The sequence below is a fragment of the Streptomyces rugosispiralis genome, assembly GCF_024505145.1.
Lineage (GTDB): Bacteria > Actinomycetota > Actinomycetes > Streptomycetales > Streptomycetaceae > Streptomyces > Streptomyces rugosispiralis.
The window spans coordinates 196498-219927 of record NZ_JANIAA010000004.1 but is presented as its reverse complement, the minus strand read 5'-3'; the positions used below and the strand labels follow the sequence as shown (position 1 = coordinate 219927).

The window sequence follows — 23430 nt, the reverse complement described above, 5'->3', positions numbered from 1 at the left end:
ATTGGGGCTGTGAGCTTACTCTCTAGTGATCTCAGGGGTGAGCACTAGGGATTTCCGGGGTAACGGCCGTCCACGGCCGGGGTGGGTGAGGCGGACGGACCCGCCGCCAGGCGCCGGCCGGGTGCCCGGTCCGCTGCCGTCGCCCCGGACACACAGAGACCCGCCCGGTGCGACGGGGGATGCACACCGGGCGGGCTCGAAGACCTTTTTACCGCATCGGCGGGGGGTTATGCATCAAAAACCTGTTCGCTTCCCCCGATCACCATGCGACAGGCAGTGAGATCAGGCCACGCGCGCGGATCGTCCGCCGCCATCGGAGCTGATCCCTCGGGACGTCCAGCCGCAGCCCCGGGAAACGGCGAAGCAGCGCGGCCAGAGCGGTTTCGATCTCCATTCGGGCCAGCGGCGCGCCGAGGCAGTAGTGGATGCCATGGCCGAGCGCAAGGTGACCGGACCGGCCAAGATGTGGATTGAACTCGTCCGGATCCTTGAAGTGGGCCGGGTCACGGTGGGCCGAGGCCGCCGACAGCAGCACGGTCTCCCCGGCGGGGATGGTGACACCCCCGATCTCGATGTCCTCCAGCGGGAAGCGGCGGATCCCCAGCGCCGCCGGGCCCTCGTACCGCGCCAGCTCGTCGAAGGCGGCCGCGAGACCGCTCGGATCCTCGCGCAGCTCCTGGAGGACCGCGGGGTTGTCGAGCAGGGTGAGCACCGAATTGGCGATGAGGTGGACGGTGTTCTCGTAGCCCGCGAGGAGGATGAGGAAGGCGAGCGAGGTCAGTTCGTCCTCGCTGAGCCTGCCGCCGCCGTCCCCGCCACCGTCCCCGGCTCCGCCGCCGTCCCCGGCCTCGTCGTCACGGACCCGGATCAGATCCGAGAGCAGATCGTCCGCGGGCTCGGCGCGCTTTTTCGCGATCAGCTCGGTGTAGAAGCGCAGCATGCTGCCGACCGCTTCCTTCGCCGCTTGCGGCCGCGCCGGATCGGGGGTGATCAGGGCGTCGCTCCAGGCCCGGAAGTCGCGCCGGTCGCGCTGCGGGACGCCGAGCAGATCGCAGATGACGATGATGGGCAACTGCCCGGCGTAGGCGGCCAGGAGGTCCGCGCGGCCGTCGGACTCGATGGCGTCGAGCAGCTCCTCGGCGACCCGTCGGACCGGTTCGCGCATCTTCTCCACGCGGCCGGGGGTGAACGCCTTGACCACCAGCCGGCGCACCCGGGAGTGGTCCGGCGGGTCCATGTTGAGCAGGTTGGCGTCGAGGGCGGGCGGCAGGGAGAAGCCGCTGTAGTTGCCCGGTGCGGCGTGGCGCTTGTCCAGGGCGAGGCGCGGATCGGCGAACAGCCGCCGCACGTCCTCGTAACGGGTCACCAGCCAGGCGGGGCGTCCGTCGGTGCCGGCGATCCGATGGACCGGGCCGGCCTCGCGCAGCTTGGCCAGGGCCGGGTAGAGGTCCTCGATCAGCGGGGCGGTGTCAACGAGCTCCGGGCCGTCCGTTCCGGCGGCGTTCGCGGTGTTCTGCATGGATCCCGACTCTAGGCCGTGGCGTCCCCCGCGCCTGGACGGGTGGACCATTCCAGCCCGTCCAGGCGATGTGCACGCCGGTGGTGAATAGTCGTGGCCGGGAGGCGGCGCCGGGGCTGAATCTCCCCGGCGCCGCCTGTGCCACGGGCGGCCCCGACCCCCGTCCAGGGCCACCTCGTCTGTGATCCCCCCGATCACCGCCGCCGGGCGGCGGTCTCCTCCCTCAGTTCCGCGAGCACCTCGTCGACGAGCGGCAGGTGGTAGACGTCGGCGACGCGGGCCAGATGCTCGTGCTCCTCCACCAGTTCGGCCCCTGTCGTCACCACCACGCTGTCCGCCGCGGACTCCGGCACATGTCCGTCTGCTTGGTTCAGCAAACCGCGTCTGAGGGCCACTGCTTCCACTACGGCAGCAAGTTGCCAATCGTCGAGTCGCGCCGCGCCGCCCTTGACATGCGCGATCTCCAACGCGCGGGCCTCCACATGACGGCGTACGCCGCGCTGGACATCCCGGATCTCCGCCATCTGACGGTTGGCCCGCCACTCCAGATCCGCGAACGGCCACCAGCCGGTCCAGCCGGACTGCCCCATGGACACCTCGGGGGCCCGCTCGGTGACCTCCCGCCACAGCGGCCGCAGCCTCCGGAAGCGGCGCCACGCGGAGGCCCGCGGGCCCACGGCGGGGATGGCGAAACCGGCCAGCACCAGGATGGCCGCGACCGAGGCGGTCAGCGGGGCCACTCCGTTGGAGAGCCAGTACAGCTCATGGCCCGCCCAGGAGAAGCCGAAACCGATCAGCTTGCAGGCGCAGTACGTCAGCCCCAGCCAGCATCCGGCGGCCAGCACCCGCAGCCCCCGGGCCAGCCATGAGCCGCCCAGACTGGCGGCATAGCGCGGGCACAGGATGCCGAGTCCCGCCAGACCGGCTCCGAAAATGGCCAGATACAGCACCAGGAAGAGGACCACTCCGGGGGCGTCGGCGTAGGCGGTGCTGAAGTCGCGGGGGTGCTCCACGGCGTCCGGGCGGCCCACCGCGAAGCCGACGACGGCCACCGTCCACGCCACGGCCACGGCGGCGACCACCGCGCGGGGCGGCACCGCGGAGCCCGTCCAGCGCAGCAGCAGCACCAGGGCGCCGGTGGCGAACACCACGACGGAGGAGTAGAGGAAGACCATGGCGAGATTGGCGACGCCCACCAGACCGTCGAACCAGCGGTAGACGCTGGGCGCGGAGAGCAGGAACACATTCGCCACGGCCCCGGTCATCACGCACGCCAGACCGAGATCGCCGTTGGCGCGGTCGCGGAACCAGGCCCGGGCCTTGTAACCGGCCATCGCCCAGGCGGCGGCGCCGAAGCACAGATAGACGACGTCAAACACCGGTGTCACCGCCCGGTTCACCGCGTGCGCCATCGGCACGGCCGACCCCGTCGGTGCGCACATGGCGCAGCGCCGGGCCCAGCGCCGCCGCGAGTTCGGCCGCCCGGCCCTCGAGCGGTAGCCCGTGGTCCGGCGAGGTCGGCACCACACGCTCCATCAGGAGGGTGCCCAGCACCTCGGTCTCGCGCTCGGTGAGGTTGTCGTAGCAGTGGTGGCGGGCGAAGTCCGGGGTCATCCCCAGGCGGCGCATCGCGGTGGTCACGTCGACCGACGGCGTCCACATCCGCAGCGCGTCCTCGGTGACCGCCGGGTCCTGCTCGTGTCCGAGCAGCAGATGGCCGATTTCATGCAGCACGATATGGATCTGGTGCCAGGGGGACGTCCTGAGCTCGTAGAAGATCCAGTAGTCCTCGTCGGTGGAGGCGGTCATCCCCGAGACCACACCGCCCAGGCTCATCGGCACCAGGTGGACCGGGCGTCCGACACGGCGGGCCACGAGGTCGCACAGTCCGGGCAGGTCGGTCGAGGCGGGCAGCCCGAGCTCCTTGATGAGCTGCTTGCACCGCCGCCGTATCCGGCCCACTCGCATGCCTGTACCACCCTCGTTTCCGGTCCGCCGCCAGGAAGAGAAGAGTTCCGGGTCATCGACGGCCATTCGTCGCCTCGCCGTCCGGACCGCCCGAACCGTCCGCCTCTCCGGCGCCGTTCGTACCGGGCGGCTCGGGCGGAAGGTTCATCTGCTGCCGGAACTGGGAGATGATCGTGGTGAGGCTGTCCTGGACCTCTGGCGGGAGGCCCACGGAGCGCAGCGCGATGCTGCGGACCCGCTTGTCGCGCATGGCGACGAGGAACCGTACCTCCTCCTCGACCCGCTCCGCCTGCGAAGGCGACAGATCGCCCAGCAGATAACCGACCGGCACCGCGAAGAACCTGGCGAGCGCCCGCAGCACATCCGGGCTGGGGTTGGTGCGCCTGCCGTTGCGCAGCATCGACAGATACTGCTCGGTCAGGCTCACCCCGCCGTACTCCTCGCCGCCGCTGATCTCCTCGGCGACATAGGCGTTGGTGTACGGCGCGCCCGGCGGGTGCATGGTGGTGAACAGGTAGTTGAGCCGGTCCGCCAGCGGGCTGCCGGCGGCGTCCGGTGATCTGTCTCCACCCGCTGCCATCTGCGCCCCCTCACGGCTGCTCCCGGGCTCGCACACCCTCACGGTTGGTTAAGGCGGACGATGCCGCGCGATGCATCCTGCCATGTGCACGGCGGGGCACACCAGCCCGGTCCCACATCACGGGGGTGGAGGACTTAACTACCAGTTGGTAGCTGAGCCAGAAGAGTGAATCCGTCAGGCGAGGGAGGCGACCGGCCGGGGGCCGGGATGTCCGCTTGTTGCCAGCGGCCGCGGCCCGCGGACCGGTGTCCTCCCTCGCTCTCAGCGCATGCGCCGGCCCATCAGTCCACGCTCTGGAGGATGTGCGGCTCGGCGAGGTCGTCCTCGTAACCGGCGAGTCGAATCGGCGCGGAACGCGCCCATACCTCCAGACTGCCCACCTCCGCGGCCTGCACGAACCGCCCGCTGTTATCGGGGCGCGCGTCGTCGCTCTGTGTTTGTTCGGGGGTCACCGCACACTCCCTCGTGTCGGCTGAACCGGATCTGTCGTCAGATTAACCAGCGCCTGAACGCTCCGCGCGCCGATTCTCAGGGAGTGGACAACGAGCCGCCGCCGGGACCGCGTTCCGCACCCGGTGGCCGCGCGGAGCCATCCGTGGTGAGCTGGTACGTACGAGCCCCACCGAACGCGTCTCACTTGGTGGACAGCGCGGTGTCCCAGGCGACATGGCCGTCCGGGCGCACCAGGACCGTGCGCGGCCCCGCCCAGCCGTCATGGGTGGTGGTCGGGCGCGCGGTCACGGCCCGTATCCGGTCCGGACCCCCGGCGATCGCCGCGGCGGTGGCGAGGGCGTCGGCCGGTTCGCGTCCCGTATCGCCGTCCGGGCCGAGGCGGAGCAGCACGAAGCGCCCGTCGGCCAGCAGCGGGTACAGGCTGGGCTCGGGCGCGCCGTCCAGCCCGAGGTCGGGCGCCCGGGTGCCGGTGAGCCGGTCGGCCGGCCGGGTGCCGGTGAGCCGGTCGGCCGCCCCGTCCGCCCCGTCCGCCGGGTAGGCCACGTCCAGCGCGGACAGTTCCCCGGCGAACTGCCGGTTCACCGCCGGATGGGCGGCCAGGAGCCGGCCGAAGACCGAGCGCAGGGCCCGTGCGTCGGGCGTGTACGTGGCCCCGAGCACGGTCTGGGCCTGGGTGTTCTCCAGCAGCGCGGCCCCCACGGGGTGACGCTCGGCGTGGTAGGTGTCCAGCAGCCCGTCGGGCGCGCGGCCCTGGCACACCGCGGCCAGCTTCCACCCGAGGTTGAAGGCGTCCTGGAGCCCCACATTGAGGCCCTGGCCGCCCATGGGCATGTGCATATGCGCCGCGTCCCCGGCGAGCAGGACGCGGCCGTCGCGGTAGCGGGCCGCCTGCCGGGCCGCGTTGCCGAACCGGGACAGCCAGCGGGGTGCCCGCATCCCGAAGTCCGTGCCCGCGACCTGGCGCACATGGCCGCGCAGCTCCTCGAAGGTGAGCGGCCGGTCGGCGGGGATGGTGCGGGACTCCCTGGTGGAGCCCGCGACGCGGTGGTGTCCGTCGGCCAGCGGGACGATCAGGAAGCCCCCGTACTCGTTGTCGACCGAGGGGACCGACGGCGGCGCGTCGAGCACCACATCGCCGAGGATGCCGGTCGTCGTGGCCCGGGTGCCGGGGAAGTCGATCCCGGCGGAGGTCCGTACGGCGCTCCCGGCCCCGTCGCAGCCCACCACCCACGCCGTGCGCAGGGTGTACGTCCCGTCGGGGCCCGCCACGTCCACTTCGGCGCCGTCCGCGTCCTGGCGCACCTCCAGCGCCCGGTGCCGCCGCCGGATCTCCCCGCCCAGCGCCCGCAGCCGCTCCTCAAGCAGCCGCTCGGTGCGGAGCTGCGGCAGGACCAGCGTGTACGGGAAGCGGGTGTCCAGCACGGAGAAGTCCAGCCGGACCGGCAGCCCGCCGTAGTGCCCGGTGGGCACGGGCACGCCCGCGCGGACGAACGGCTCGGCGAGACCGCGCATCGCCAGCACCTCCAGGCTGCGCGGATGCAGGGTCAGCGCCTTGGAGTGCGGGCTGCGGGCGGCCGCGCGCTCGATCACGGTGACGTCCACGCCCACCAGCCGCAGCTCGGCCGCGAGCAGCAGCCCCACCGGCCCGGCCCCCACCACGACGACGTCGTTCACCACACCATCTCCCTCGCTCGGTTCCAGCCCCGGCCTCTTGATCCAGGATCAATGAACTGGCCCCAGTAGACTTGATCCCCGATCAAGACGCAAGCGGAGGGAGAGCGACGGCATGGGCCTGGACCGCACGGCCGTGGTGACGGCGGCGCTGGCACTGCTCGACGAGGCGGGGCTGGACAAGCTCACGATGCGCAAGGTGGCCGAGCGGCTGGGCGTGCAGCTCAACACCGTCTACTGGCACGCCTCCAGCAAGCCCCGGCTGCTGGAGCTGATGGCCGACGCGATGCTCGAGGGATGCGCCGACGCGCCACTCCCGGAGCGCTGGGACGAACGGGCGCGGACGCTCGCCCACCGCTATCGCGCCGCGCTGCTCTCCCGCCGCGACGGCGCCCGGGTCGTGGCCGGGACGTATGTCGCCGAGGAGCACACCCTGCGCTTCGCGGACGCCATGACGGGCGCGTTCCTCAGCGGTGGCCACGGCCCCGCGGAGGCGGGCTGGCGGACCTGGTCGCTGGTGTACTTCACGCTCGGCCTGACCCAGGAGGAGCAGGCCGCCCAGGGCATCGGCGGCATGGAGCCACTGCTGCGGGCGGCCACCGCCGAACGCTTCCCCTCCCTCGCCGCGGTCACGGAACACTTCGGCGACTTCGAGCACCGCTTCCGGCACGGCGTCGGGCTGATCGTCAGCGGGCGGGCGGCGACCATGTAACCCGCCCGCCCAGCGGTCCGGAGATCCGAGGTCTCGGTGCGCCTGACCCCACGCGGGCGCCATTTCCGCCTGCCATCCCCGCTGTCCATCCGATGTTTATGACGCGCGAGGGGTTCCGGTTCCGCCATGGGGGCTGCATCATGCCCGAGGGGTTCAGATCGAGGAACCTCATGCATGTACGTGACCGCCGCCGCGCCCCGCCGCCCCGCCGAAGAACGCCCGCACCCCGGTTCACACCCCTGGAGCGTCATGTCATCCGCACCCACCAGAAGGACCGTCGTCGGCACCGCCATGGCCGCGGGCGCCGCCGCCGGACTCGCCGGTACGGCCACCGCGTACGCCGCCGAGCCGCAGGCCCCCGCCGCGGCCGCCCGCCCCGCGGGGGACCCCTGGGCCACGGTTCTCGCCGACGCCGACATGGTGTGGCAGAAGATGCCGCGGACCTGGTACGAGGGCCCCTTCCTCGGGAACGCCCTGCTGGGCTCGGGCATCTACGCCGAGCCGGGCGACGGACACGCGGTGCGCTTCAACGTGCAGCACAGCGAGGTCCAGGACCACCGGCCGGAGTTCGGCTCCCTCTTCGGGCTCGCGCGGCTGCCCATCGGGTACTTCACCCTGGAGCCGGTGGGTGCCATCACCGCCGTCGACTGGCGGCTGCGGCTGCGCGACGCCGAGCTGACCGGGACCATCACCACCGACCAGGGCACCCTCACCCTCCGTGCCCTGGTGCACAACTCACGCTCCGTCATGGCCATCGAGGTGACCCCGAGCGCCGGTGAGACCGCGTTCCGCTGGGTGTTCCACCCCGCCGAGGCCATCAGCCCGCGCGTCGACTTCAAACCGGTGCCCGACGGCTACACCGGCAACCCCCCGGCCGTCGTCGAGGACCACCACGGCGTCCAAGCCGCCGTGCAGCCGCTGCTCGCCGGCGGACAGCATGTGACGGCCTGGCGGGAGCGGACCCGCGCCGGGCGGCGGACGCTGTACGTCACCGTGGCCCACTCCCACCCCAGGCGCACCGCGCGCGACCGCGCGCTGAAGGACATCGGGTCCGCCTCCGCGCTCCCCTACGACGCCCTCGCGCCCACCCATCGCGCCTGGTGGCACGGCTACTACCGGAAGAGCTTCCTCTCCCTCCCCGACGCCCGGCTGCAGCGCTTCTACTGGATCCAGCTGTACAAGGTGGCCGCGGCCGCACGCGCCGACGCCCCCGTGATGGCCACCTCGGGGCCCTGGCTGGAGTCCACCCCGTGGCCCGCCACCTGGTGGAACCTCAATGTGCAGCTGGAGTACTGGCTGATCCACGGCTCCAACCACCTCGAACTCGACGCGGTGACACGGGCGCTCGGCGAATTCCGCGACAACCTCTCCAACCAGCTCGACGCGCCGTACCGCAAGGACTCGGCGGGCATCCCCCGGACCACCGACATCCATCTGGTCAACGGCGGCGCGGTGGCGGGCGGCGGCTTCGCGGTCGGCATCCCCGGCCAGGACCCGCCCACCCCCGAGGTCGGCAATCTCACCTGGGCGCTGCACAACGTGTGGCTGACCTACCGCCACACCATGGACGAGTCGGTGCTGCGCGAGGTGGTCTATCCGCTGCTGCGCAAGGCAATCGCCTACTACCTCCACTTCCTCACCCCCGGCAGCGACGGCAAGCTGCATCTGCCCGCCACCTTCTCGCCCGAGTACGGCGTCAACGCGCCCGACTGCAACTACGACCTGATGCTGCTGCGCTGGGGCTGCGCCACCCTCCTGGACGCGGCCCGGATTCTCGGCGTCAAGGACCCGTCCGCGCCGCGCTGGCGGGAGGTGCTGGCCAAGCTCACCCCGTACCCCGTCGACGAGAACGGCTTCATGATCGGCGCGGGCGTGCCCTTCGCCAAGTCCCACCGCCACTACTCCCATATGCTCGCCGTCTATCCGCTGTACGAGGTCACCTGGGAGGACCCCGCCGAGCGCGAGCTGATCGAGACCTCCCTCAACCACTGGGTCGGCTTCGAGGGCGCGCTCCAGGGCTACACCTTCACCGGCGCCGCCTCGATGTCCGCGCAGATGGGGCGCGGTGCGGACGCGCTCAAGTACCTGGGCGAGCTGATGCGCCGGTTCATCCAGCCGAACACCATGTACAAGGAGTCCGGCCCGGTCATCGAGACGCCGCTGTCCGCCGCGCAGTCGCTGCACGACATGGTGTGCCAGAGCTGGGGCGGAGTGATCCGGATCTTCCCCGCGCTGCCCGCCGCCTGGGGCGAACTGATGGTCCACGACTTCCGCACCCAGGGCGCGTTCCTGCTGAGCGCCGCCCGCGAGGGCGGCCGGACCCGCTGGGTGCGGCTGCGCAGCGAGGCGGGCGCGCCCTGTGTCGTACGGCACTCCCTGGACGGGCCCATCGAGGTGCGGGACGGGCGCGGGCGGCGGCTGCCGTACGAGACCGTGGGCGCGGGCACGATCCGGATCGCGCTCTCCAGGGGCCAGGAGGCGATCGTCACCGCGCGCGGCGACCGCCCGGATCTGACGGTCCGCCCGGTCGAAGCGGGCGAACCGGCGCCGCGCTGGGGGCTCCCCGCGTCCTGAACCGCGTCTCGAACCGCGTCCCCGGTCCCCCGGCCCGGCGCCGGTCGCCCGGTCCGGCACCGGTCGCCCGCGGATGACGCGTGCCGACCGCCGATCCGGGTTACCCATCACGCATGAGACACATCAGTGACTTCGACCGCCGGCTGTTCGCGCGGGTCGCGGACAGCCGGCTCCGCGGCGCCCATCCGCTGCTGCCCCGGCTCAGCCGGGCCGCCGACCACGGCCGGCTGTGGTTCGGCACGGCCGGGGTGCTCGCCACGGTCGGCGGCCGCACCGCGCGGCGGGCCGCGCTGCGCGGGGTGGGCTCGCTCGCCGCCGCCTCGCTCGTGTCGAACGTCGTGGTCAAGTGGACCGTGGAACGCAAGCGTCCGGTCCTGGACGCGGTGCCCCTGGTGCGCCGGCTGCGCCGGCAGCCGTGGACCAGCTCCTTCCCCTCCGGGCACTCGGCCTCCGCCGCCGCCTTCGCCACCGGGGTGGCGCTGGAGTCCTCCCGGTACGGCCTGCTGATCGCCCCGCTCGCCGCCGCCGTCGCCGTCTCCCGGGTGTACGTAGGCGTCCACTACCCCAGCGATGTGCTGGCCGGTATCGCCCTCGGTGCCGGGGCCGCCGCGCTGACCTGCCGCTACTGGCCGCCGCGCCCCGAGGTCCCGGCGCAGGCCCGGCCGCGGATCTCGGCCCCCGCGCTGCCCAAGGGCGACGGCCTGGTGGTCATGGTCAACCAGCGGGCCGGTACCGGAACCCCCACCGGCGGGTTCACGGTCGCCGAGCAGTTGCGGGTGCTGCTGCCCGCCGCTGACATCGTGGAGTGCGGTCCGGACGACGACTTCATGGGCCTGCTGCGGCAGTGCGCCCAGCGCGCCGCCGAGCGGGCCGGGGCGCTGGGCATCTGCGGCGGGGACGGCAGCGTCAACGCGGCCGCCACGATCGCGGCCGAACGCGGGCTGCCGCTCGCCGTGTTCCCCGGCGGCACCCTCGACCACTTCGCGCTGGACCTCGGCGTACCGGCCTTCGAGGACACCGCGCACGCGGTGACCGAGGGCGACGCGGTGGCCGTGGACCTCGGCCGCGCCACGCCCCTCGCCGGCGGCGGCGGGACCAGCCACTTCGTCAACACCTTCAGCCTCGGCTTCTATCCGGAGCTGGTGCGGATCCGGGAGAGCCTTCAGGGCCGGCTCGGCAAGTGGCCCGCGGCCGCCGTCGCGCTCACCCGGGTGCTGCGCACCGCGAGCCCCATGGAGGTCGAGGTGAACGGGCGGCAGCGGCGGCTGTGGATGCTGTTCGCCGGCAACGGCGTCTACTCCCCGGAGGGTTTCGCGCCCACCTACCGTCAGCAGCTCGACGACGGGCTGCTCGACGTGCGGGTGATCGACGGCGAGGAGCGGCTGGCCCGCACCCGGCTGCTGATCGCGGCGCTCACCGGCACACTCGGCCGGTCACATGTCTATACGACGCGGCGCATGCGCCAACTGCGGCTGTCGGGCCTCCACGGCGTGGACAGCCGGGCCTACGATGGAGAGGTTGCCGCCGACCCCGCGGAGAAGCTGCTCATCGACAAGTGGCCGGGGGCGCTCACCGTCTACCGCCCCGCCGAGCCGCAGAACGAGTTGCTCCAAAGGGCCCGTACGGCGGCCGCGAAGGCACCCCATTGGTGGAGGGCCCTACTACGCAAGTAGTACTCGTAAGTCTGTGCTCAAGGACGACGACGGGGGCACACCCCACCGTCAAGGATGAGGGCATGGACGAAGACCGATCGGCCCAGGGGGCCACGACGTGACCTCCCTCGCGCTGTCTGTGCTGCTGGCCCTGGTCTCGGCGGTCTGCTATGCCGCCGGAGCCATACTCCAGGAGCATGTCGCGGCCACGACGCCGCGCCTCGCGTCCGCTCCGCTGCGGCGCGGGAGTTGGTGGACCGCGGTGACCCTCAACGGTGCGGGTGCGGTCCTCCATGTGGCCGCCCTGGCCTACGGCCCGCTGAGCGTGGTGCAACCCCTAGGGGCTCTCACGATTGTCTTCGCCCTGCCGATGGCGGCCGTGTTCGTCCGCCGCCGGGTCGGCGCGGCCGGCTGGCGGGGCGCGCTGCTGGCCACCGTCGGACTCGCCGGGCTGCTCTCGCTGACCGGCTCCTCACGGGCCCGGGCGCTGGCCGAGCGGGACGGCTTCTGGCTGATCGTGATCACGGTCTCCGTCATCGCCGTGCTGATCGGGGCGGCTCGTCTGATGCGGTCTCCCGGGATCCGCAGTGTGCTGCTGGCGGCGGCCGCGGGGACGGCCTTCGGCGTCTCGTCGGTGGTCACCAAGAACGTGGCCGTGGAGTGGACCTGGGACTCGTGGGAGGACAACCTGCCCGGCCTGGTCGCGATCGGGCTGCTGGCCTCGGGCGGGGTGCTGCTGTCCCAGGCGTCGTACCGGGGCGCCGGGCTCGCCTCGCCGCTGGCGACGGCGACCGTGGTCAACCCCGTGGTCGCCACGGCCGTCGGCCTCGCCGCGCTGGGCGAGCACTTCCGGCACGGCGCGCCCGGCACGCTGCTCGCCCTGGTGGCGGCCCTCGTCGCGAGCACCGGCCTGGTGATGCTGACGGTGCACAACGCCGAGGCGGAGGCGGAGGCCGAAGCGGCCGCCGAGGAGGCCGGGGCCACGGCCGTCGAGGAGCCGAACGCCCCCGGACACGACGGCCGCGACACCACGGGTGGAGCCGGTGGAGCCGGCGGGCCGGAGATTCCGGAGGGGCCCGGCGGCCCCGGCCCGCACGAGGTGCCGGCCGGCCCCGACCTGCCCGCCGAGCCCGGCCCGTCGCTCCGTCTCCCCCACCCGATCCCCCGTCAGCCCACCGGCGACGAGGAGCCCGACCCCCAACTGTCCGACCCGCGCCTGCCCGACCGCGGCGAGGCCGTCCTGCAGCACCACGCCTAGTGCCGTCGTCCTGCGGCACCACGCCTAGTGCCGTGGCCGCATAGGGGATCCCATGCGGCCACGGCATCAGCCGGGCGCGGCAAGGCGTGCGGGGGCGGTGTCGCTCACCTGCTGGAAGATGACCGACGTGCGGAAGCCGGTGATCTCACCGCGCTTGCTGAGCCGGTCGGTCAGAAAGGCATGCAGGTGGTCGAGGTCCTGCACCGCCACGTGCAGCAGGAAGTCGTCGCCCCCGGAGAGGACGAACACGTGGAGGACTTCCGGCAGGCCGCTGGCGAAGCCCTTGAAGGCATCGATGACCACGCGGCTGAGGGGACGCACCTGAACTGACACGAGCGCCTGAACGCCGCGGTTGAGGGCCGCGAGGTCGATGTCGGCGTGGTAGCCGCGGATGACGCCCCGTCGGTGGAGCGCCCGGACCCGCTCCAGGCACGTCGAGGGGGCGATGCCGAGCTGCCTGGCGAGTTCCCGGTTGGACTGCCGCGCATCTGTCTGGAGAAGCCGCACGATCTCCGAATCAAGTTCGTCCATGGCCGACGACCGTATCCCACATTCACCCGAACGTTCGGCGCCGCCTCCCTCCCATGAATCGTTCGTGCAGCATGACATCACCTGACCGAACAGATGAAAGGACGGCGGGCTCATGCTCGATCATGAGCGGGTCACGATCCACACCGGTTCGCGCTCGCGGCTTCCGGTGATCGTGGCCGTTCACTCCACGGCGCTCGGCCCGGCGGCCGGCGGCCTTCGGCTCTGGCACTATGCGGATTGGCGGGACGGCCTCACCGACGCCCTCCGCCTGTCGGCCGCCATGACCTCCAAGTTCGCCGTGGCCGGGCTGGCCAGCGGCGGAGGGAAGGCCGTCGTGGCCCTGCCGGAGGGGGTGAAACTCGATGCCGGCCGACGCCGCGAGGTGCTGCGCGACGTGGCGGACGTCATCGACTCGCTCGGCGGGGCGTACGCCACCGGGCCGGATGTCGGAACCGGCCCGGACGACATGGCGGTGATCGGGGAGACCACCCCCCATGTGTTCTGCCGGCCGGCGCGGCTGGGCGGCAGCGGCGACTCGTCCCCCCACACCGCCCGGGGGACGCTCGCCGCGCTGCGGGCCGTCAGCCGACGGCTGTACGGCACCGCGAGCCTGAACGGCCGCAGTCTCGCCGTGATAGGTCTGGGCCGCGTCGGCGCCGGTCTCGCCCGCCTGCTGGCCGCGGACGGCGCCGCCCTGACGGTCACGGACATCGACCCGGACCGGCGGAGGATCGGCGATGAGCTCGGCGCCGTCTGGCGGGCGCCCGACGAGATCCTCGCCGCGGACGTGGACATCGTGGTTCCCTCGGCGCTCGGTTCCATTCTGACCGGGCAGAACGTGGCCGAGCTACGCTGCCGGGCCGTGGTCGGACCGGCGAACAATCAGCTCGCCACGCCCGAGGTCGCGGACCTGCTGCACCACCGGGGGATCATCTGGGTGCCGGACTATGTCGCAAGCGCGGGCGGAGTCATCAACGCCATCACCACCGAACTCCACCACGCCGGTGCCGACGCGGCCCAGGCACGCGTCGGCGCCATCGAGGAAACCGTCGGCGACCTGCTGGAGACCGCGCAACGCCTCGGCCGGACCCCGGCGCGGGCGGCCGACGAACTGGCCGCACGCCGCCTGAGCGCCGCCGCACCCAGGTGACCCCACGACGGCGGCACTAGGCACTGGGCACTAGGCCACGCCGGGCCGCCCCTGGCCGAGCAGCTCCACCAGCCCCGAGAGGCCCTCATGGCCATGGCCGTCGGCGACCCGGCGGGCCATCAGGTGGCCGATCGGGGCGATCAGTTCGGGGCTGATGCCCTGGTCTCGTGCGGAGCCGGTGAAGTTGGGATACGCGGCCGACTGCATGGCGAGGTTGGAGACCACTCCGGTGGCGTGGTCACCGGAGTCGATCTGCCGCGCGTAGCCGTCCACGGCGCCGGACATGGCGGTCAGCCAGCGCCCCACCAGCGGGGCGACATCGGCCGCCGCCACACCGTCCGACCGTACGAGGGCGTAGGCGTGCAGCACGCCCGAGAACATCCCGTACATCGCGCTGAGCAGGGCGATGTCGTACAGCGGGGCGCGGCCGGGGTCCTCGCCGAGATGGTGGCTCTCGCCGAACAGGTCCAGCACGGGCCGGTGGTCCGCGAAGGCGGCGGGCGAGCCGCTGTAGAGGAGGAAGGCGACGGGTGTCCCGATCATCGGCGGGACGGCCATGATGCCGCCGTCGAGGTACCGGGCACCGTGTCCGGCCGCCCACGCGGCCAGCTCACGGGCCTGCCGCGGAGTGCCGTTGGTGAGGTTGACGACGGCCTTGCCGGACAGGGCGTCCCCGAGGGGGGCCAGCACCTGTCGTACGGAGTCGTAGTCGAGCAGGCAGACCACCACCAGGGGGCTCGCCGCGACGGCCTCGCCGGCCGTGGCGGCGGGCAGCGCGCCCTCGGCGGCGAGCGCCTCGGCCCTGGCCGCCGTACGGTTCCACACCGTCGTCCGGTGCCCGGCCCGCAGAAGGGCGCCGGCCAGCGCGGCGCCCATGTCGCCGAGGCCCAGCACCGTCACGGGGGATTCGCTCATTTCGGTTGCTCCAGGGGTTTCGATACCGCTTGGTCGTAGGGGTTCGGCGCGCCGATCACAGGCTCGTTCCCCGGCGGTAGCCTGGGCAAGTACGCACTAAATAGTGCGTACTTACCTTGAGGTCAGTGGGGCGGGCGGGGCGTTGGGAAATCAGCCTTATGTCTGCGGTCTGGACGCGGCCGTGGACGTGATCGACGGAAAGTGGAAAGTCCTGATCATCTGGGCGCTCAATCACCAGCGGTGCCGCTTCGGGGAATTGCGGCGGCTGGTTCCGGGCGTGAGCGAGAAGGTGCTGACGCAGCAGCTGAGGGAGTTGGAGGCGGACGGAATCGTCCACCGGGAGATCTACGACGTGAAGCCGCCGAAGGTGGAGTATTCGCTGACCGGGCTGGGCGACGAGCTGAACACGGCGCTGGGCCCGCTGGGCGCGTGGGGCAAGCGACGGATGGCGGCGCTGGAGGAGGCGGCGGGGCAGGGCTGACCTCCGGGCCGGAGGGGCGGGCCGTACGCCGTCCGGCGGCGGGCCGTATGCCATTCGACAGCGGGCCGTACGCCGTCCGGCCGGGGCGGCCGCACGCCCACGGTCGCGACCCCACCGCGGAAACTCTTTTCCAACTGGCCCTTCACGGGGTAGGGGTGTGGGGATCACCCCGCTCACCCTGGAGGCCCCGTGACCGACAGCGCTCCCCGGAGCCAACCACGCACACCCTGGCGAGCCGTGTTCGGCGGCTCGATCGGAAATCTCGTCGAGTGGTACGACTGGTTCGTCTACGCCAGTTTCGCCACCTACTTCGCCGGAGCCTTCTTCCCCAAGGGCAACGACACGGCGCAGCTCCTCAACACCGCCGGGATCTTCGCGGTCGGCTTCTTCATGCGTCCCGTCGGCGGCTGGCTGCTGGGCCGGTTCGCCGACCGGCGCGGCCGCAAGGCGGCGCTCACCCTGACGGTGACGCTGATGTCGGCCAGCGCGCTGCTCATCGCCATCGCCCCGACCTATGACCAGGTCGGCTACTTCGGCGCGTTCGTGCTGCTGGTGGCGCGGCTGCTGCAGGGTCTTTCGGTGGGCGGCGAGTACGCGGCCAGCGCCACCTATCTCACCGAGGCGTCCCGGCCCGGCGGCCGCGGCTTCGTCTCCAGCTTCCAGTACGTGTCGATGACGGCGGGTCAGCTGATCGGCCTCGGTCTGCAGATCCTGCTGCAGCACACCATGTCCGACGACGCGCTGCACTCCTACGGCTGGCGCATTCCGTTCGTCGTCGGCGCCGTGGCCGCGGCCGTGGTCTTCTGGCTGCGGCGCAATCTGCTGGAGACCGAGGTCTACACCGAGGAGGACGCCCGCCAGGACCAGGAACGGGGGACGATCGCCGAGCTGCTGCGCCACCGCAAGGAGGCGGCGCTGGTCATCGCACTGACCATGGGCGGCACGGTCGCGTACTACACGTACACCACCTATCTCACCAAGTACCTGTCGAACACGGCCGGGATGAGCAAGTCCGACGCCTCGCTGGTGAGTTTCTGTGCCCTGTTCCTGTTCATGCTGGTGCAGCCGGCGGCCGGAGCGCTCTCGGACCGGATCGGGCGCCGCCCGCTGCTGATCACCTTCGGCATCGGCTCGATGCTCTGCACCGTCCCCATCATGACCGCGCTCTCGCACGCCGACAGCTTCGCCGGGGCGCTGCTGCTCTCGCTCGCCGCGCTGATCATCGTCACCGGCTACACCTCGATCAACGCCGTGGTGAAGGCCGAGCTGTTCCCCACCCATGTCCGGGCGCTCGGGGTCGCCCTGCCGTACGCGCTGGCCAACGCGCTGTTCGGCGGCACCGCCGAATATGTGGCGCTGTGGTTCAAGAAGGGCGGTGTGGAGTCCGGGTACTACTGGTACGTCTCGGCCTGTGCCGCGGTCTCGCTCGTCGTGTACCTCACCATGCGGGAGACCCGGGACGCCGCCCTCTCCCGGGGCGGCGCCGACGACCCGGCCACCCCGGGGAAGCAGCGGACGACGGCGGTGTGACGGGACGAGGGGCCGGTTCCGGCGTCAGCGGCCGGCGGTCACGCTCATCTGGGCCCAGACCACCCGTCCGCCGTTCACGCCCGGCCGGTCCCCCCATGCGTCGGCCAGGGCGCGGACCAGCGCGAGTCCGCGTCCGCACTCATCCTCAAGACCGGCCTCCCGCGGTGTGGGAACGGCCGGTCCGCCGCCCTGGTCGGCGACCTCGACATAGAGCATCCGCCGCTCATGGGCGCGCAGCACACAGAGGATCTGCTCGCTCCCGGTGTGCACCAGGGCATTGGTGAACAGCTCGGACATCACCAGTTCGGCGGCCTCGCAGACATCCTCCGCAAAGCCCCACTCCGGCGCCCGGGACCGCACCCGGTGCCGGGCGACCGCGACCGAGGTGCCTCTCGCGGGCAGCTGGAACCTCTCCTGACGGAGGGCGGAGTCAACGCTCCCGGAGCTCGGGTGGTGGGCCATCGTCGAGCGCTGACGCAATGCCACGGCCATGTGCCTTCCGTCCGTCCTACCTGTGGGGGCGTGAATGCCGTACGTGAATGCCGCAAGTGCGCGACACAGCAGCCACGTTGGACTGGTCACACCCGTCACTATCGTTGCTGCAAGCACCAGTTGGCAAGGCGCGATCTGCGAAATGCAGAATAGCCAGCGCACTCTGTTCCCCTCACCTCGTACGTGGCACACTGATCCTGACAAGACCGTCCCAGGAGGTACGACGTGGGTGAAGCGCGATCTGCCCCGACCGTCGGGCAGATGGTCCTCGGCATGCGGCTGAGGGACCTTCGCGAAAAAGCCGGCGTCAGTTACGACGTGGCGGCCAGAGCGCTGCACGTCAACCAGACCACCGTGCGCAGGATGGAGAAGGCCGAAGTCGGCCTGAAGCTCCCCTACGTCGAGAAGCTGCTGCAGACCTACGGTGCCGACCAGCAGGAGATCGACTCCTTCCTCGCACTCGCCGAGGAGGCCAACCGGCCCGGCTGGTGGCACCGGTTCCGCGATGTGCTGCCGGACTGGTTCAGCCTCTATGTGAGCCTCGAGGGTGCGGCCAGCCGCATCCGCGCCTATGAGCCGCACTTCATACCCGGGCTGCTGCAGACCGAGGACTACGCCCGCGCGCTGCTCTCCATCGGCTTCCCGCACGGATCCGACCGTGAGCTCGAGCGCCGTGTGGCACTGCGGATGGAGCGCCAGGAGCTGCTCAGCCGCCCCGACGGACCGCATCTGTGGGTCGTGATGGACGAGACGGTGCTCCGTCTGTCCATCGGCGGTCCCCCGGTGATGCGCGCCCAGATCGACCATCTGATCGAAGCGGTGCAAAGACCGAACATCACCCTTCAGGTGGTGCCGTTCTCCGCCGGCCCTCACCCGGGCATGGGCGGACCCTTCCAGCTCTTCCGGTTCCAGATCCCGGAACTGCCGGACATCGTCTATGCCGAGGGCCTGACCGGCGCCGGCTATCTCGACCAACGTTCCGATGTGGTCGCCTATCTGGAGGCCCTGGACCGCATGGGCACCCAGGCCACACCGGCGCGGCGGACGGAGAACTTTCTCCGTGGGATTCGCAAGGAGCTCTGACTGTGGATCAGGTACATGTGTACAACGGCATGCCCGCCAAACATCTGGGAACCGAGGGCTGGGCCAAGCCCTGGAGCGGCCCCAACGGCGGTGCGTGCGTCGAGGTCATGAGGCTGCACGACGGTCGGGTGGCCCTGCGTCAGTCGACCGATCCGGACGGCCCCGCCCTGATCTACACCCATCACGAAATCGAGAAGTTCATCCAGGGCGCCAAGGCCGGCGCCGCGGACTTCCTGCTCACACGTCCAGAAAACCTGACCACCTCGGCGGGTACCGCACCGGAACGGAGGGCCGCGTGACCGACAACGGGCTCGCCCCTGACCAGATCGACACCACCAAGCCGCACCCGGCTCGGATGTACGACTTCTACCTCAACGGCAAGGACCACTACGAGGTCGACGCGGAGGCCGCCGGGCGGGTGCTCGAGGTCTATCCGACCGTCCGGCTCAACGCCACCGTCAACCGCGCCTTCATCCACCGCGCCACCCGCTGGCTGGCCCGGGAGGCCGGGGTGCGGCAGTTCCTCGACATAGGCACCGGCATACCCACCGAGCCCAACCTCCACCAGGTGGCCCAGGGGGTCGCCCCGGAGGCCCGGGTGGTCTACACCGACTACGACCCCATCGTGCTGGCCTACGCCCAGGCGCTGCTCGTCGGCACCCCCGAGGGCCGTACGGCCTATGTGCAGTCGGATGTGCGCGATCCCCAGCGGATCATGAGCGCTGCCGAGCTGCATGAGACGCTGGACCTGGACCAGCCGGTGGCGATCTCCGTGAACGCGCTCTTCCACTTCATTCCGGAGGAGGACAAGCCGTACGAGATCATCCGCGAGCTGATGGCGCCGTTGGTGCCGGGCAGCTATCTGATGCTGACCCACTCCACGCATGACTTCTCCGAGGAGACCTGGCGGAACGTCATCCAGGTCTACAAGGAGAGCGGGATCTCCTTCACCACCCGCTCCAAGAGCGAGGTCGGGGCCTTCTTCGACGGTCTGGAGCTGATCGATCCGGGAGTGACGGAGCCCCACCACTGGAACCCGGACCCCGGGGACCGGCCGGAGGCCATCCGCAGCGCGGACATCAACATGTGGGCGGGAGTGGCCCGCAAGCCGTAACGCCTGCGGCGGGCTGCTCCCCTCCCGCTTCCAGCCCCTCCGGCGTTTGAGGAGCGGGGTCCGGGGCGGAGCCCCAGTTGCGGGAAGGGGCGGGGAGGGGAAAGAACCCCCGGGCACCCCGTAGCCGCAGCGGCACCCATGGCAGCCGGGACCTCGAGGCGCGGTGTTACGGCGCCTCGGGGGCGTCGGCGACCGTGAAGCCCAGTATCGCGCCCCCGCCCGGCCGCGGCCGGGCGAAGACGGTGCCGCCGTGGGCGAGGGCGACCTCGCGCACGATGGCCAGGCCCAGCCCCGAACCGGGCAGGCTACGGGCGCCGGGCGCACGGTAGAAGCGGTCGAAGACGCGCTCGCGGTCCTCCTCGGCGATGCCCGGACCCCGGTCGAGGACCTCCACCCGGCGGCCGCTGATCATCACCTCGACGGGCTCGGTGCCGCCCTGGTCGAACTTGGCGGCGTTCTCCACCAGATTGGAGATCGCGCGCTGCAGGGTGGCCGGTTGGCCGGTCAGCCGGGTGTCGCCCTCGGCCCGTACGGTGATCTCCCGGCCCGTACGGCGCCGGGCGAGGGTCACGGCGGTGGTGGCCACCTCCTCCAGCGAGACCTCGGTACGGGGTTCGTCGTCCCGCTGCCCGGCCGCCAGGTCCACCAGCTCGTTGACGAGATCGGTCAGCTCCCGGGTCTCCCCCGCCAGATCCGCCAGCAGATCCTCGCGCGCGGGCCCCGGCAGCTCCTCGAAGCGGCGCAGCAGGGAGATGTTGGTGCGCAGCGAGGTGAGCGGGGTGCGCAGCTCGTGCCCGGCGTCCTGGACCAGCCGCCGCTGGTCGTCCTTGGAGCGCGCGAGCCGTCCCAGCATGCCGTCGAAGGCCCGCCCGAGGCGGCCCACCTCGTCGTCCCCGGCGACCGGCACCGCCACCGCCATCCGGCCGGTGGCGGCCACGCTCTCGGCGACCCCGGTCAGCCGCACCAGCCGCCGGGTGATCCGCCCGGCCAGCCACCAGCCGGCCAGCCCGGCGGCCAGGATGACGGCGACCACGAACAGCGCGGTGCGCTTCTGCAGCTCGCGCAGCAGATCCTCGGTGTCGCTGATCTGCTGGGCCACCTGGATCGCGCCGATGCCGTCGCCCACGGCGACCGTGGCCATCCGGTACTGCTCCCCGCCGATGTCGATCTCGCGCCGCTGGACGGTGCCCGGGGTGCGGGAGGCGGCGGTCGTCCGGTCGTCGTCGACCACCGGGAGCGGGGGCTTGCCCGCGTCGTAGATCGTGCCCCGGCCGTTGATCACCTGGACGTCCATCCGGCTGATCCGGCGCAGATCGTCCCGCAGGTCGTACGGGACGGGCACGACGCTCTCCGAGGGGTACTGCCGCAGGATCACCTTCTCGCTGCGGACCTGGCTGCGCAGATCGCGGATCACGTCGTCGAACGCCGACTGCTGGTCCACCCGCACCAGCCCGGCCGCCGCGTCATAGCTGAGCCCGCCGACCAGGAGGGTGACCACGGTGGCCGCCGCCGAGAACGACAGCCCGAAGGTGGTCCGCAGGCTGGGCCTGCCACGGCGGAGCGGGGGGAGCCGCACCATCACTCCTCCCGCAGGCTGTAGCCGACCCCGCGCACCGTGTGGATGAGCGGGGCGCGCCCCTCCGGATCGACCTTGCGGCGCAGATAGCCGATGTAGACGGCGAGGTTCTTCGAGCCGGGGCCGAAGTCGTAGCCCCAGATCCGGGCGTAGATGGTGGCGTGGTCCAGGACGATGCCCGCGTTACGGGCCAGCAGCTCCAGCAGGTCGAATTCGGTCCGGGTCAGCTCCAGCTCCGTACCGCCGCGCCAGACCCGCCGGGCCGAGGAGTCCAGGTGCAGATCGGCGACCTCCAGCACCCCGTCGATGGCGGTGTCCTCGGGTGCGGCCGGTTCGGCGGGGGCGGCGCGGCGCAGCAGGGCGCGCAGCCGGGCGAAGACCTCCTCGACCTCGAAGGGCTTGGCCACGTAGTCGTCCGCGCCGGCGTCCAGCCCCTCGATCCGGTCGGCGGTCTCGACCCGCGCGGTGAGCATGAGGATGGGGGTGCGGTCCCCCTCGGCGCGCAGCACCCGGCACACCTGGAGCCCGTCCACGCCCGGCATCATCACATCCAGCACGACCACGTCCGGGCGCTCGCGGTGGATGGCCGCCAGCGCCTCTATCCCGTCGGGCACGGCGGTGACGCGGTACCCCTCCAGGGTCAGGGCGCGTTCCAGCGCCTGGCGGATGGCACGGTCGTCCTCGGCGAGCAGCACGGTGTTGGTCACACCCCGAGTCTGCCAAGGCCACAGTGGTGCTCGCGGCGGGCGGGGGTCCTGAGCGGGGCTTCTTACCCCGCTCTCACCTTCTTCACGCGGTGGGCTTACCGGACGTGGGCAAGGTGTCGGGCAGCTTCCGGGGGAAACTCGCCCCGGAGACGCACCCGGCCGGAGAAAATACCGCATGAAGATCGCATTCCTGCTGCACAACGCCTACGGGATCGGCGGAACGATCCGGACGACCATGAACCTCGCGACGGCGCTCGCCGACCGCCACGAGGTGGAGATCGTCTCGATGATGCGGCACCGCGAGACGCCGCGTTTCGCCCTCGACCCGCGGGTGCGGCTGGTCCCCCTGGTGGACTCGCGCCCGGAGAGCGCGGACGCGAAGGACCCGCTGTTCTTCGAGCCCAGCCGTGACTTTCCGGCCGCCGAGAAGCGGAACCACCAGTACAACCGCCTGATCGACACGCGAGTCGCGGAGTATCTGCGCGGCTGCGACGCCGATGTGATCGTCGGCACCCGGCCGGGGGTGAACGTCTACATATCCCGCTTCGCCCCGCGCCGCGCGCTGCGCATCGCCCAGGAGCACCTGCGGTACGAGGCGCACAGCAAGAAGCTGCGGGCGGAGCTGGCGCCGTTCTACCGGGCGCTGGACGCCGTGGTCACCACGACGGAGGCGGACGCCGCCGTCTACCGCAAGAAGATGCCGATGCCGGGGGTGCGGACCCTGGCGATCCCCAACAGCGTCCCCCAGCCCGACGTCGCCCCCTCCGAGGGCACCGAACCGGTGATCGCGGCGGCCGGGCGGCTGGTCCGCGGCAAGCGCTTCGACCTGCTGATCGACGCCTTCGCGGAGACCTCGGCGAAGTTCCCGGCCTGGCGGCTGCGGATCTACGGCGGGGGCGCGGAGAAGGAGCGGCTCGCGGAGCGCATCGAGCGGCTGGGCCTGTCCGGGAGCGCGGAGCTGATGGGGCCCCGCTCCCCCATCGAGGCGGAGTTCGCCAAGGCGTCGCTGGTCGCGGTCGCCTCGGACGCCGAGTCGTTCGGGATGACGATCGTGGAGGCCATGCGCTGCGGGGTGCCGGTGGTGAGCACCGACTGCCCGCTCGGCCCCGCCGAGATCATCAAGGACGGGGTCACCGGCCGGCTCGTCCCCACCGGGGACAAGCACGCGCTGGCGAGCGCCCTGATGGAGCTGATGGGCGACGCCCCGGCCCGGCGGGCGATGGGCGCGGCCGCCCTGGAGAGCGCCCGGATCTATGACCCGGAGCCGATCGCCCGGCGCTACGACCAGCTCTTCGAGGAGCTGCGCGCGAGCCGGTTCGCCCGCCTCTGGGAGCGCTACCGGGTCGCCGCCCGCGCCCGCCTGGGGCGGCTGGCCCGGCGCTTCGGCATCTCGCCCGGCCGCCGCACCCCGGCGGCCGGCAGCAGGGCCGGCGCCTGACCCGACGCCGGACCGCGGTGCCCCGT

At 71.8% G+C, this 23430-nt stretch carries 22 protein-coding genes; 11 read left to right on the top strand and 11 right to left on the bottom strand.

Annotated features, from left to right (window positions below; all coding sequences use genetic code 11):
• Positions 1-259: 259 nt before the first annotated feature.
• The 6 genes from NP777_RS09685 to NP777_RS09660 form a co-directional block, all read right to left on the bottom strand.
• Entirely contained in the window at positions 260-1519 is a 1260-nt protein-coding gene (locus tag NP777_RS09685; protein WP_256649681.1) for a cytochrome P450 family protein, read from the bottom strand.
• Between the two features lie 194 nt (positions 1520-1713).
• Entirely contained in the window at positions 1714-2898 is a 1185-nt protein-coding gene (locus tag NP777_RS09680; RefSeq protein ID WP_256649857.1) for an MAB_1171c family putative transporter, read from the bottom strand.
• Positions 2891-3553, bottom strand: coding sequence for an ImmA/IrrE family metallo-endopeptidase (locus NP777_RS09675; protein WP_256649680.1), 663 nt, complete (start codon positions 3551-3553; stop codon positions 2891-2893). The genes NP777_RS09680 and NP777_RS09675 overlap by 8 nt, the downstream gene beginning before the upstream one ends.
• Positions 3540-4067 (bottom strand): helix-turn-helix domain-containing protein, encoded by a 528-nt coding sequence (locus NP777_RS09670; protein WP_256649679.1) that lies wholly within the window; start codon positions 4065-4067, stop codon positions 3540-3542. The genes NP777_RS09675 and NP777_RS09670 overlap by 14 nt, the downstream gene beginning before the upstream one ends.
• Before the next feature lie 281 nt (positions 4068-4348).
• Positions 4349-4519, bottom strand: coding sequence for a hypothetical protein (locus NP777_RS09665; RefSeq protein ID WP_256649678.1), 171 nt, complete (start codon positions 4517-4519; stop codon positions 4349-4351).
• Positions 4520-4700: 181 nt separating this feature from the next.
• Entirely contained in the window at positions 4701-6194 is a 1494-nt protein-coding gene (locus NP777_RS09660; RefSeq protein WP_256649677.1) for an FAD-dependent monooxygenase, read from the bottom strand.
• Positions 6195-6306: 112 nt separating this feature from the next.
• On the opposite strand from NP777_RS09660, the gene NP777_RS09655 reads away from it, so the two are divergent.
• The 4 genes from NP777_RS09655 to NP777_RS09640 all read left to right on the top strand — a co-directional run bounded on the left by NP777_RS09655 (position 6307) and on the right by NP777_RS09640 (position 12387).
• On the top strand, positions 6307-6903 hold the full coding sequence (locus NP777_RS09655) for a TetR/AcrR family transcriptional regulator C-terminal domain-containing protein (RefSeq protein WP_256649676.1): 597 nt from the start codon (positions 6307-6309) through the stop codon (positions 6901-6903).
• Between the two features lie 249 nt (positions 6904-7152).
• A complete protein-coding gene (locus NP777_RS09650) occupies positions 7153-9477 on the top strand; it encodes a glycosyl hydrolase family 95 catalytic domain-containing protein (RefSeq protein WP_256649675.1) in 2325 nt (774 codons plus the stop codon).
• Positions 9478-9590: 113 nt separating this feature from the next.
• The gene (locus NP777_RS09645) at positions 9591-11150 is read left to right on the top strand and encodes a bifunctional phosphatase PAP2/diacylglycerol kinase family protein (RefSeq protein WP_256649674.1); all 1560 of its coding nucleotides are present in this window, start codon (positions 9591-9593) and stop codon (positions 11148-11150) included.
• A gap of 97 nt (positions 11151-11247) precedes the next feature.
• Positions 11248-12387 carry a DMT family transporter gene (locus NP777_RS09640; protein WP_256649673.1) on the top strand — a complete coding sequence of 380 codons (1140 nt, stop codon included), beginning with the start codon at positions 11248-11250 and terminating at the stop codon, positions 12385-12387.
• A gap of 66 nt (positions 12388-12453) precedes the next feature.
• Here NP777_RS09640 and NP777_RS09635 read toward each other — a convergent pair whose 3' ends face one another.
• Positions 12454-12918 (bottom strand): Lrp/AsnC family transcriptional regulator, encoded by a 465-nt coding sequence (locus tag NP777_RS09635; protein ID WP_256649856.1) that lies wholly within the window; start codon positions 12916-12918, stop codon positions 12454-12456.
• A 112-nt stretch (positions 12919-13030) separates the two neighbouring features.
• On the opposite strand from NP777_RS09635, the gene NP777_RS09630 reads away from it, so the two are divergent.
• Positions 13031-14068: a Glu/Leu/Phe/Val dehydrogenase dimerization domain-containing protein gene (locus NP777_RS09630; RefSeq protein ID WP_256649672.1), complete on the top strand. Its 1038-nt coding sequence runs from the start codon at positions 13031-13033 to the stop codon at positions 14066-14068.
• Positions 14069-14098: 30 nt separating this feature from the next.
• Here NP777_RS09630 and NP777_RS09625 read toward each other — a convergent pair whose 3' ends face one another.
• Positions 14099-14983: an NAD(P)-dependent oxidoreductase gene (locus NP777_RS09625; protein WP_256649671.1), complete on the bottom strand. Its 885-nt coding sequence runs from the start codon at positions 14981-14983 to the stop codon at positions 14099-14101.
• Positions 14984-15125: 142 nt separating this feature from the next.
• Here NP777_RS09625 and NP777_RS09620 point away from each other — a divergent pair, with 142 nt between their 5' ends.
• Both NP777_RS09620 and NP777_RS09615 read left to right on the top strand, forming a co-directional pair.
• The gene (locus NP777_RS09620; RefSeq protein WP_256649855.1) at positions 15126-15464 is read left to right on the top strand and encodes a winged helix-turn-helix transcriptional regulator; all 339 of its coding nucleotides are present in this window, start codon (positions 15126-15128) and stop codon (positions 15462-15464) included.
• A gap of 237 nt (positions 15465-15701) precedes the next feature.
• A complete protein-coding gene (locus tag NP777_RS09615) occupies positions 15702-16994 on the top strand; it encodes an MFS transporter (RefSeq protein ID WP_256649670.1) in 1293 nt (430 codons plus the stop codon).
• Positions 16995-17018: 24 nt separating this feature from the next.
• On the opposite strand, the gene NP777_RS09610 is transcribed toward NP777_RS09615, so the two are convergent.
• Positions 17019-17486: an ATP-binding protein gene (locus NP777_RS09610; protein ID WP_256649669.1), complete on the bottom strand. Its 468-nt coding sequence runs from the start codon at positions 17484-17486 to the stop codon at positions 17019-17021.
• Positions 17487-17711: 225 nt separating this feature from the next.
• On the opposite strand from NP777_RS09610, the gene NP777_RS09605 reads away from it, so the two are divergent.
• Genes NP777_RS09605 through NP777_RS09595 form a run of 3 tightly spaced genes read left to right on the top strand, consistent with a single transcriptional unit; the run spans position 17712 to position 19683 of the window.
• The gene (locus tag NP777_RS09605) at positions 17712-18569 is read left to right on the top strand and encodes a helix-turn-helix domain-containing protein (RefSeq protein ID WP_256649668.1); all 858 of its coding nucleotides are present in this window, start codon (positions 17712-17714) and stop codon (positions 18567-18569) included.
• Positions 18570-18571: 2 nt separating this feature from the next.
• The gene (locus NP777_RS09600; protein ID WP_137981375.1) at positions 18572-18868 is read left to right on the top strand and encodes a DUF397 domain-containing protein; all 297 of its coding nucleotides are present in this window, start codon (positions 18572-18574) and stop codon (positions 18866-18868) included.
• Positions 18865-19683 carry an SAM-dependent methyltransferase gene (locus NP777_RS09595; RefSeq protein WP_256649667.1) on the top strand — a complete coding sequence of 273 codons (819 nt, stop codon included), beginning with the start codon at positions 18865-18867 and terminating at the stop codon, positions 19681-19683. Before NP777_RS09600 ends, NP777_RS09595 begins: the two co-directional genes overlap by 4 nt.
• 166 nt (positions 19684-19849) lie before the next feature.
• Here NP777_RS09595 and NP777_RS09590 read toward each other — a convergent pair whose 3' ends face one another.
• On the bottom strand, positions 19850-21262 hold the full coding sequence (locus tag NP777_RS09590) for a sensor histidine kinase (protein ID WP_256649666.1): 1413 nt from the start codon (positions 21260-21262) through the stop codon (positions 19850-19852).
• Positions 21262-21966 carry a response regulator transcription factor gene (locus NP777_RS09585; protein ID WP_256649665.1) on the bottom strand — a complete coding sequence of 235 codons (705 nt, stop codon included), beginning with the start codon at positions 21964-21966 and terminating at the stop codon, positions 21262-21264. Before NP777_RS09585 ends, NP777_RS09590 begins: the two co-directional genes overlap by 1 nt.
• A 175-nt stretch (positions 21967-22141) precedes the next feature.
• Here NP777_RS09585 and NP777_RS09580 point away from each other — a divergent pair, with 175 nt between their 5' ends.
• A complete protein-coding gene (locus tag NP777_RS09580) occupies positions 22142-23404 on the top strand; it encodes a glycosyltransferase family 4 protein (protein WP_256649664.1) in 1263 nt (420 codons plus the stop codon).
• Positions 23405-23430: the final 26 nt, after the last annotated feature.

Excerpts from the sequence above, each read along its gene's own strand:
- NP777_RS09625 (WP_256649671.1), bottom strand. The coding sequence starts at position 14,983 with ATGAGCGAATCCCCCGTGACGGTGCTGGGCCTCGGCGACATGGGCGCC.
- NP777_RS09630 (WP_256649672.1), top strand. The coding sequence starts at position 13,031 with ATGCTCGATCATGAGCGGGTCACGATCCACACCGGTTCGCGCTCGCGG.
- NP777_RS09645 (WP_256649674.1), top strand. The coding sequence starts at position 9,591 with ATGAGACACATCAGTGACTTCGACCGCCGGCTGTTCGCGCGGGTCGCG.
- NP777_RS09635 (WP_256649856.1), bottom strand. The coding sequence starts at position 12,918 with ATGGACGAACTTGATTCGGAGATCGTGCGGCTTCTCCAGACAGATGCG.
- NP777_RS09670 (WP_256649679.1), bottom strand. The coding sequence starts at position 4,067 with ATGGCAGCGGGTGGAGACAGATCACCGGACGCCGCCGGCAGCCCGCTG.
- NP777_RS09675 (WP_256649680.1), bottom strand. The coding sequence starts at position 3,553 with ATGGCCGTCGATGACCCGGAACTCTTCTCTTCCTGGCGGCGGACCGGA.
- NP777_RS09580 (WP_256649664.1), top strand. The coding sequence starts at position 22,142 with ATGAAGATCGCATTCCTGCTGCACAACGCCTACGGGATCGGCGGAACG.
- NP777_RS09590 (WP_256649666.1), bottom strand. The coding sequence starts at position 21,262 with ATGGTGCGGCTCCCCCCGCTCCGCCGTGGCAGGCCCAGCCTGCGGACC.
- NP777_RS09610 (WP_256649669.1), bottom strand. The coding sequence starts at position 17,486 with ATGGCCGTGGCATTGCGTCAGCGCTCGACGATGGCCCACCACCCGAGC.
- NP777_RS09655 (WP_256649676.1), top strand. The coding sequence starts at position 6,307 with ATGGGCCTGGACCGCACGGCCGTGGTGACGGCGGCGCTGGCACTGCTC.
- NP777_RS09650 (WP_256649675.1), top strand. The coding sequence starts at position 7,153 with ATGTCATCCGCACCCACCAGAAGGACCGTCGTCGGCACCGCCATGGCC.
- NP777_RS09685 (WP_256649681.1), bottom strand. The coding sequence starts at position 1,519 with ATGCAGAACACCGCGAACGCCGCCGGAACGGACGGCCCGGAGCTCGTT.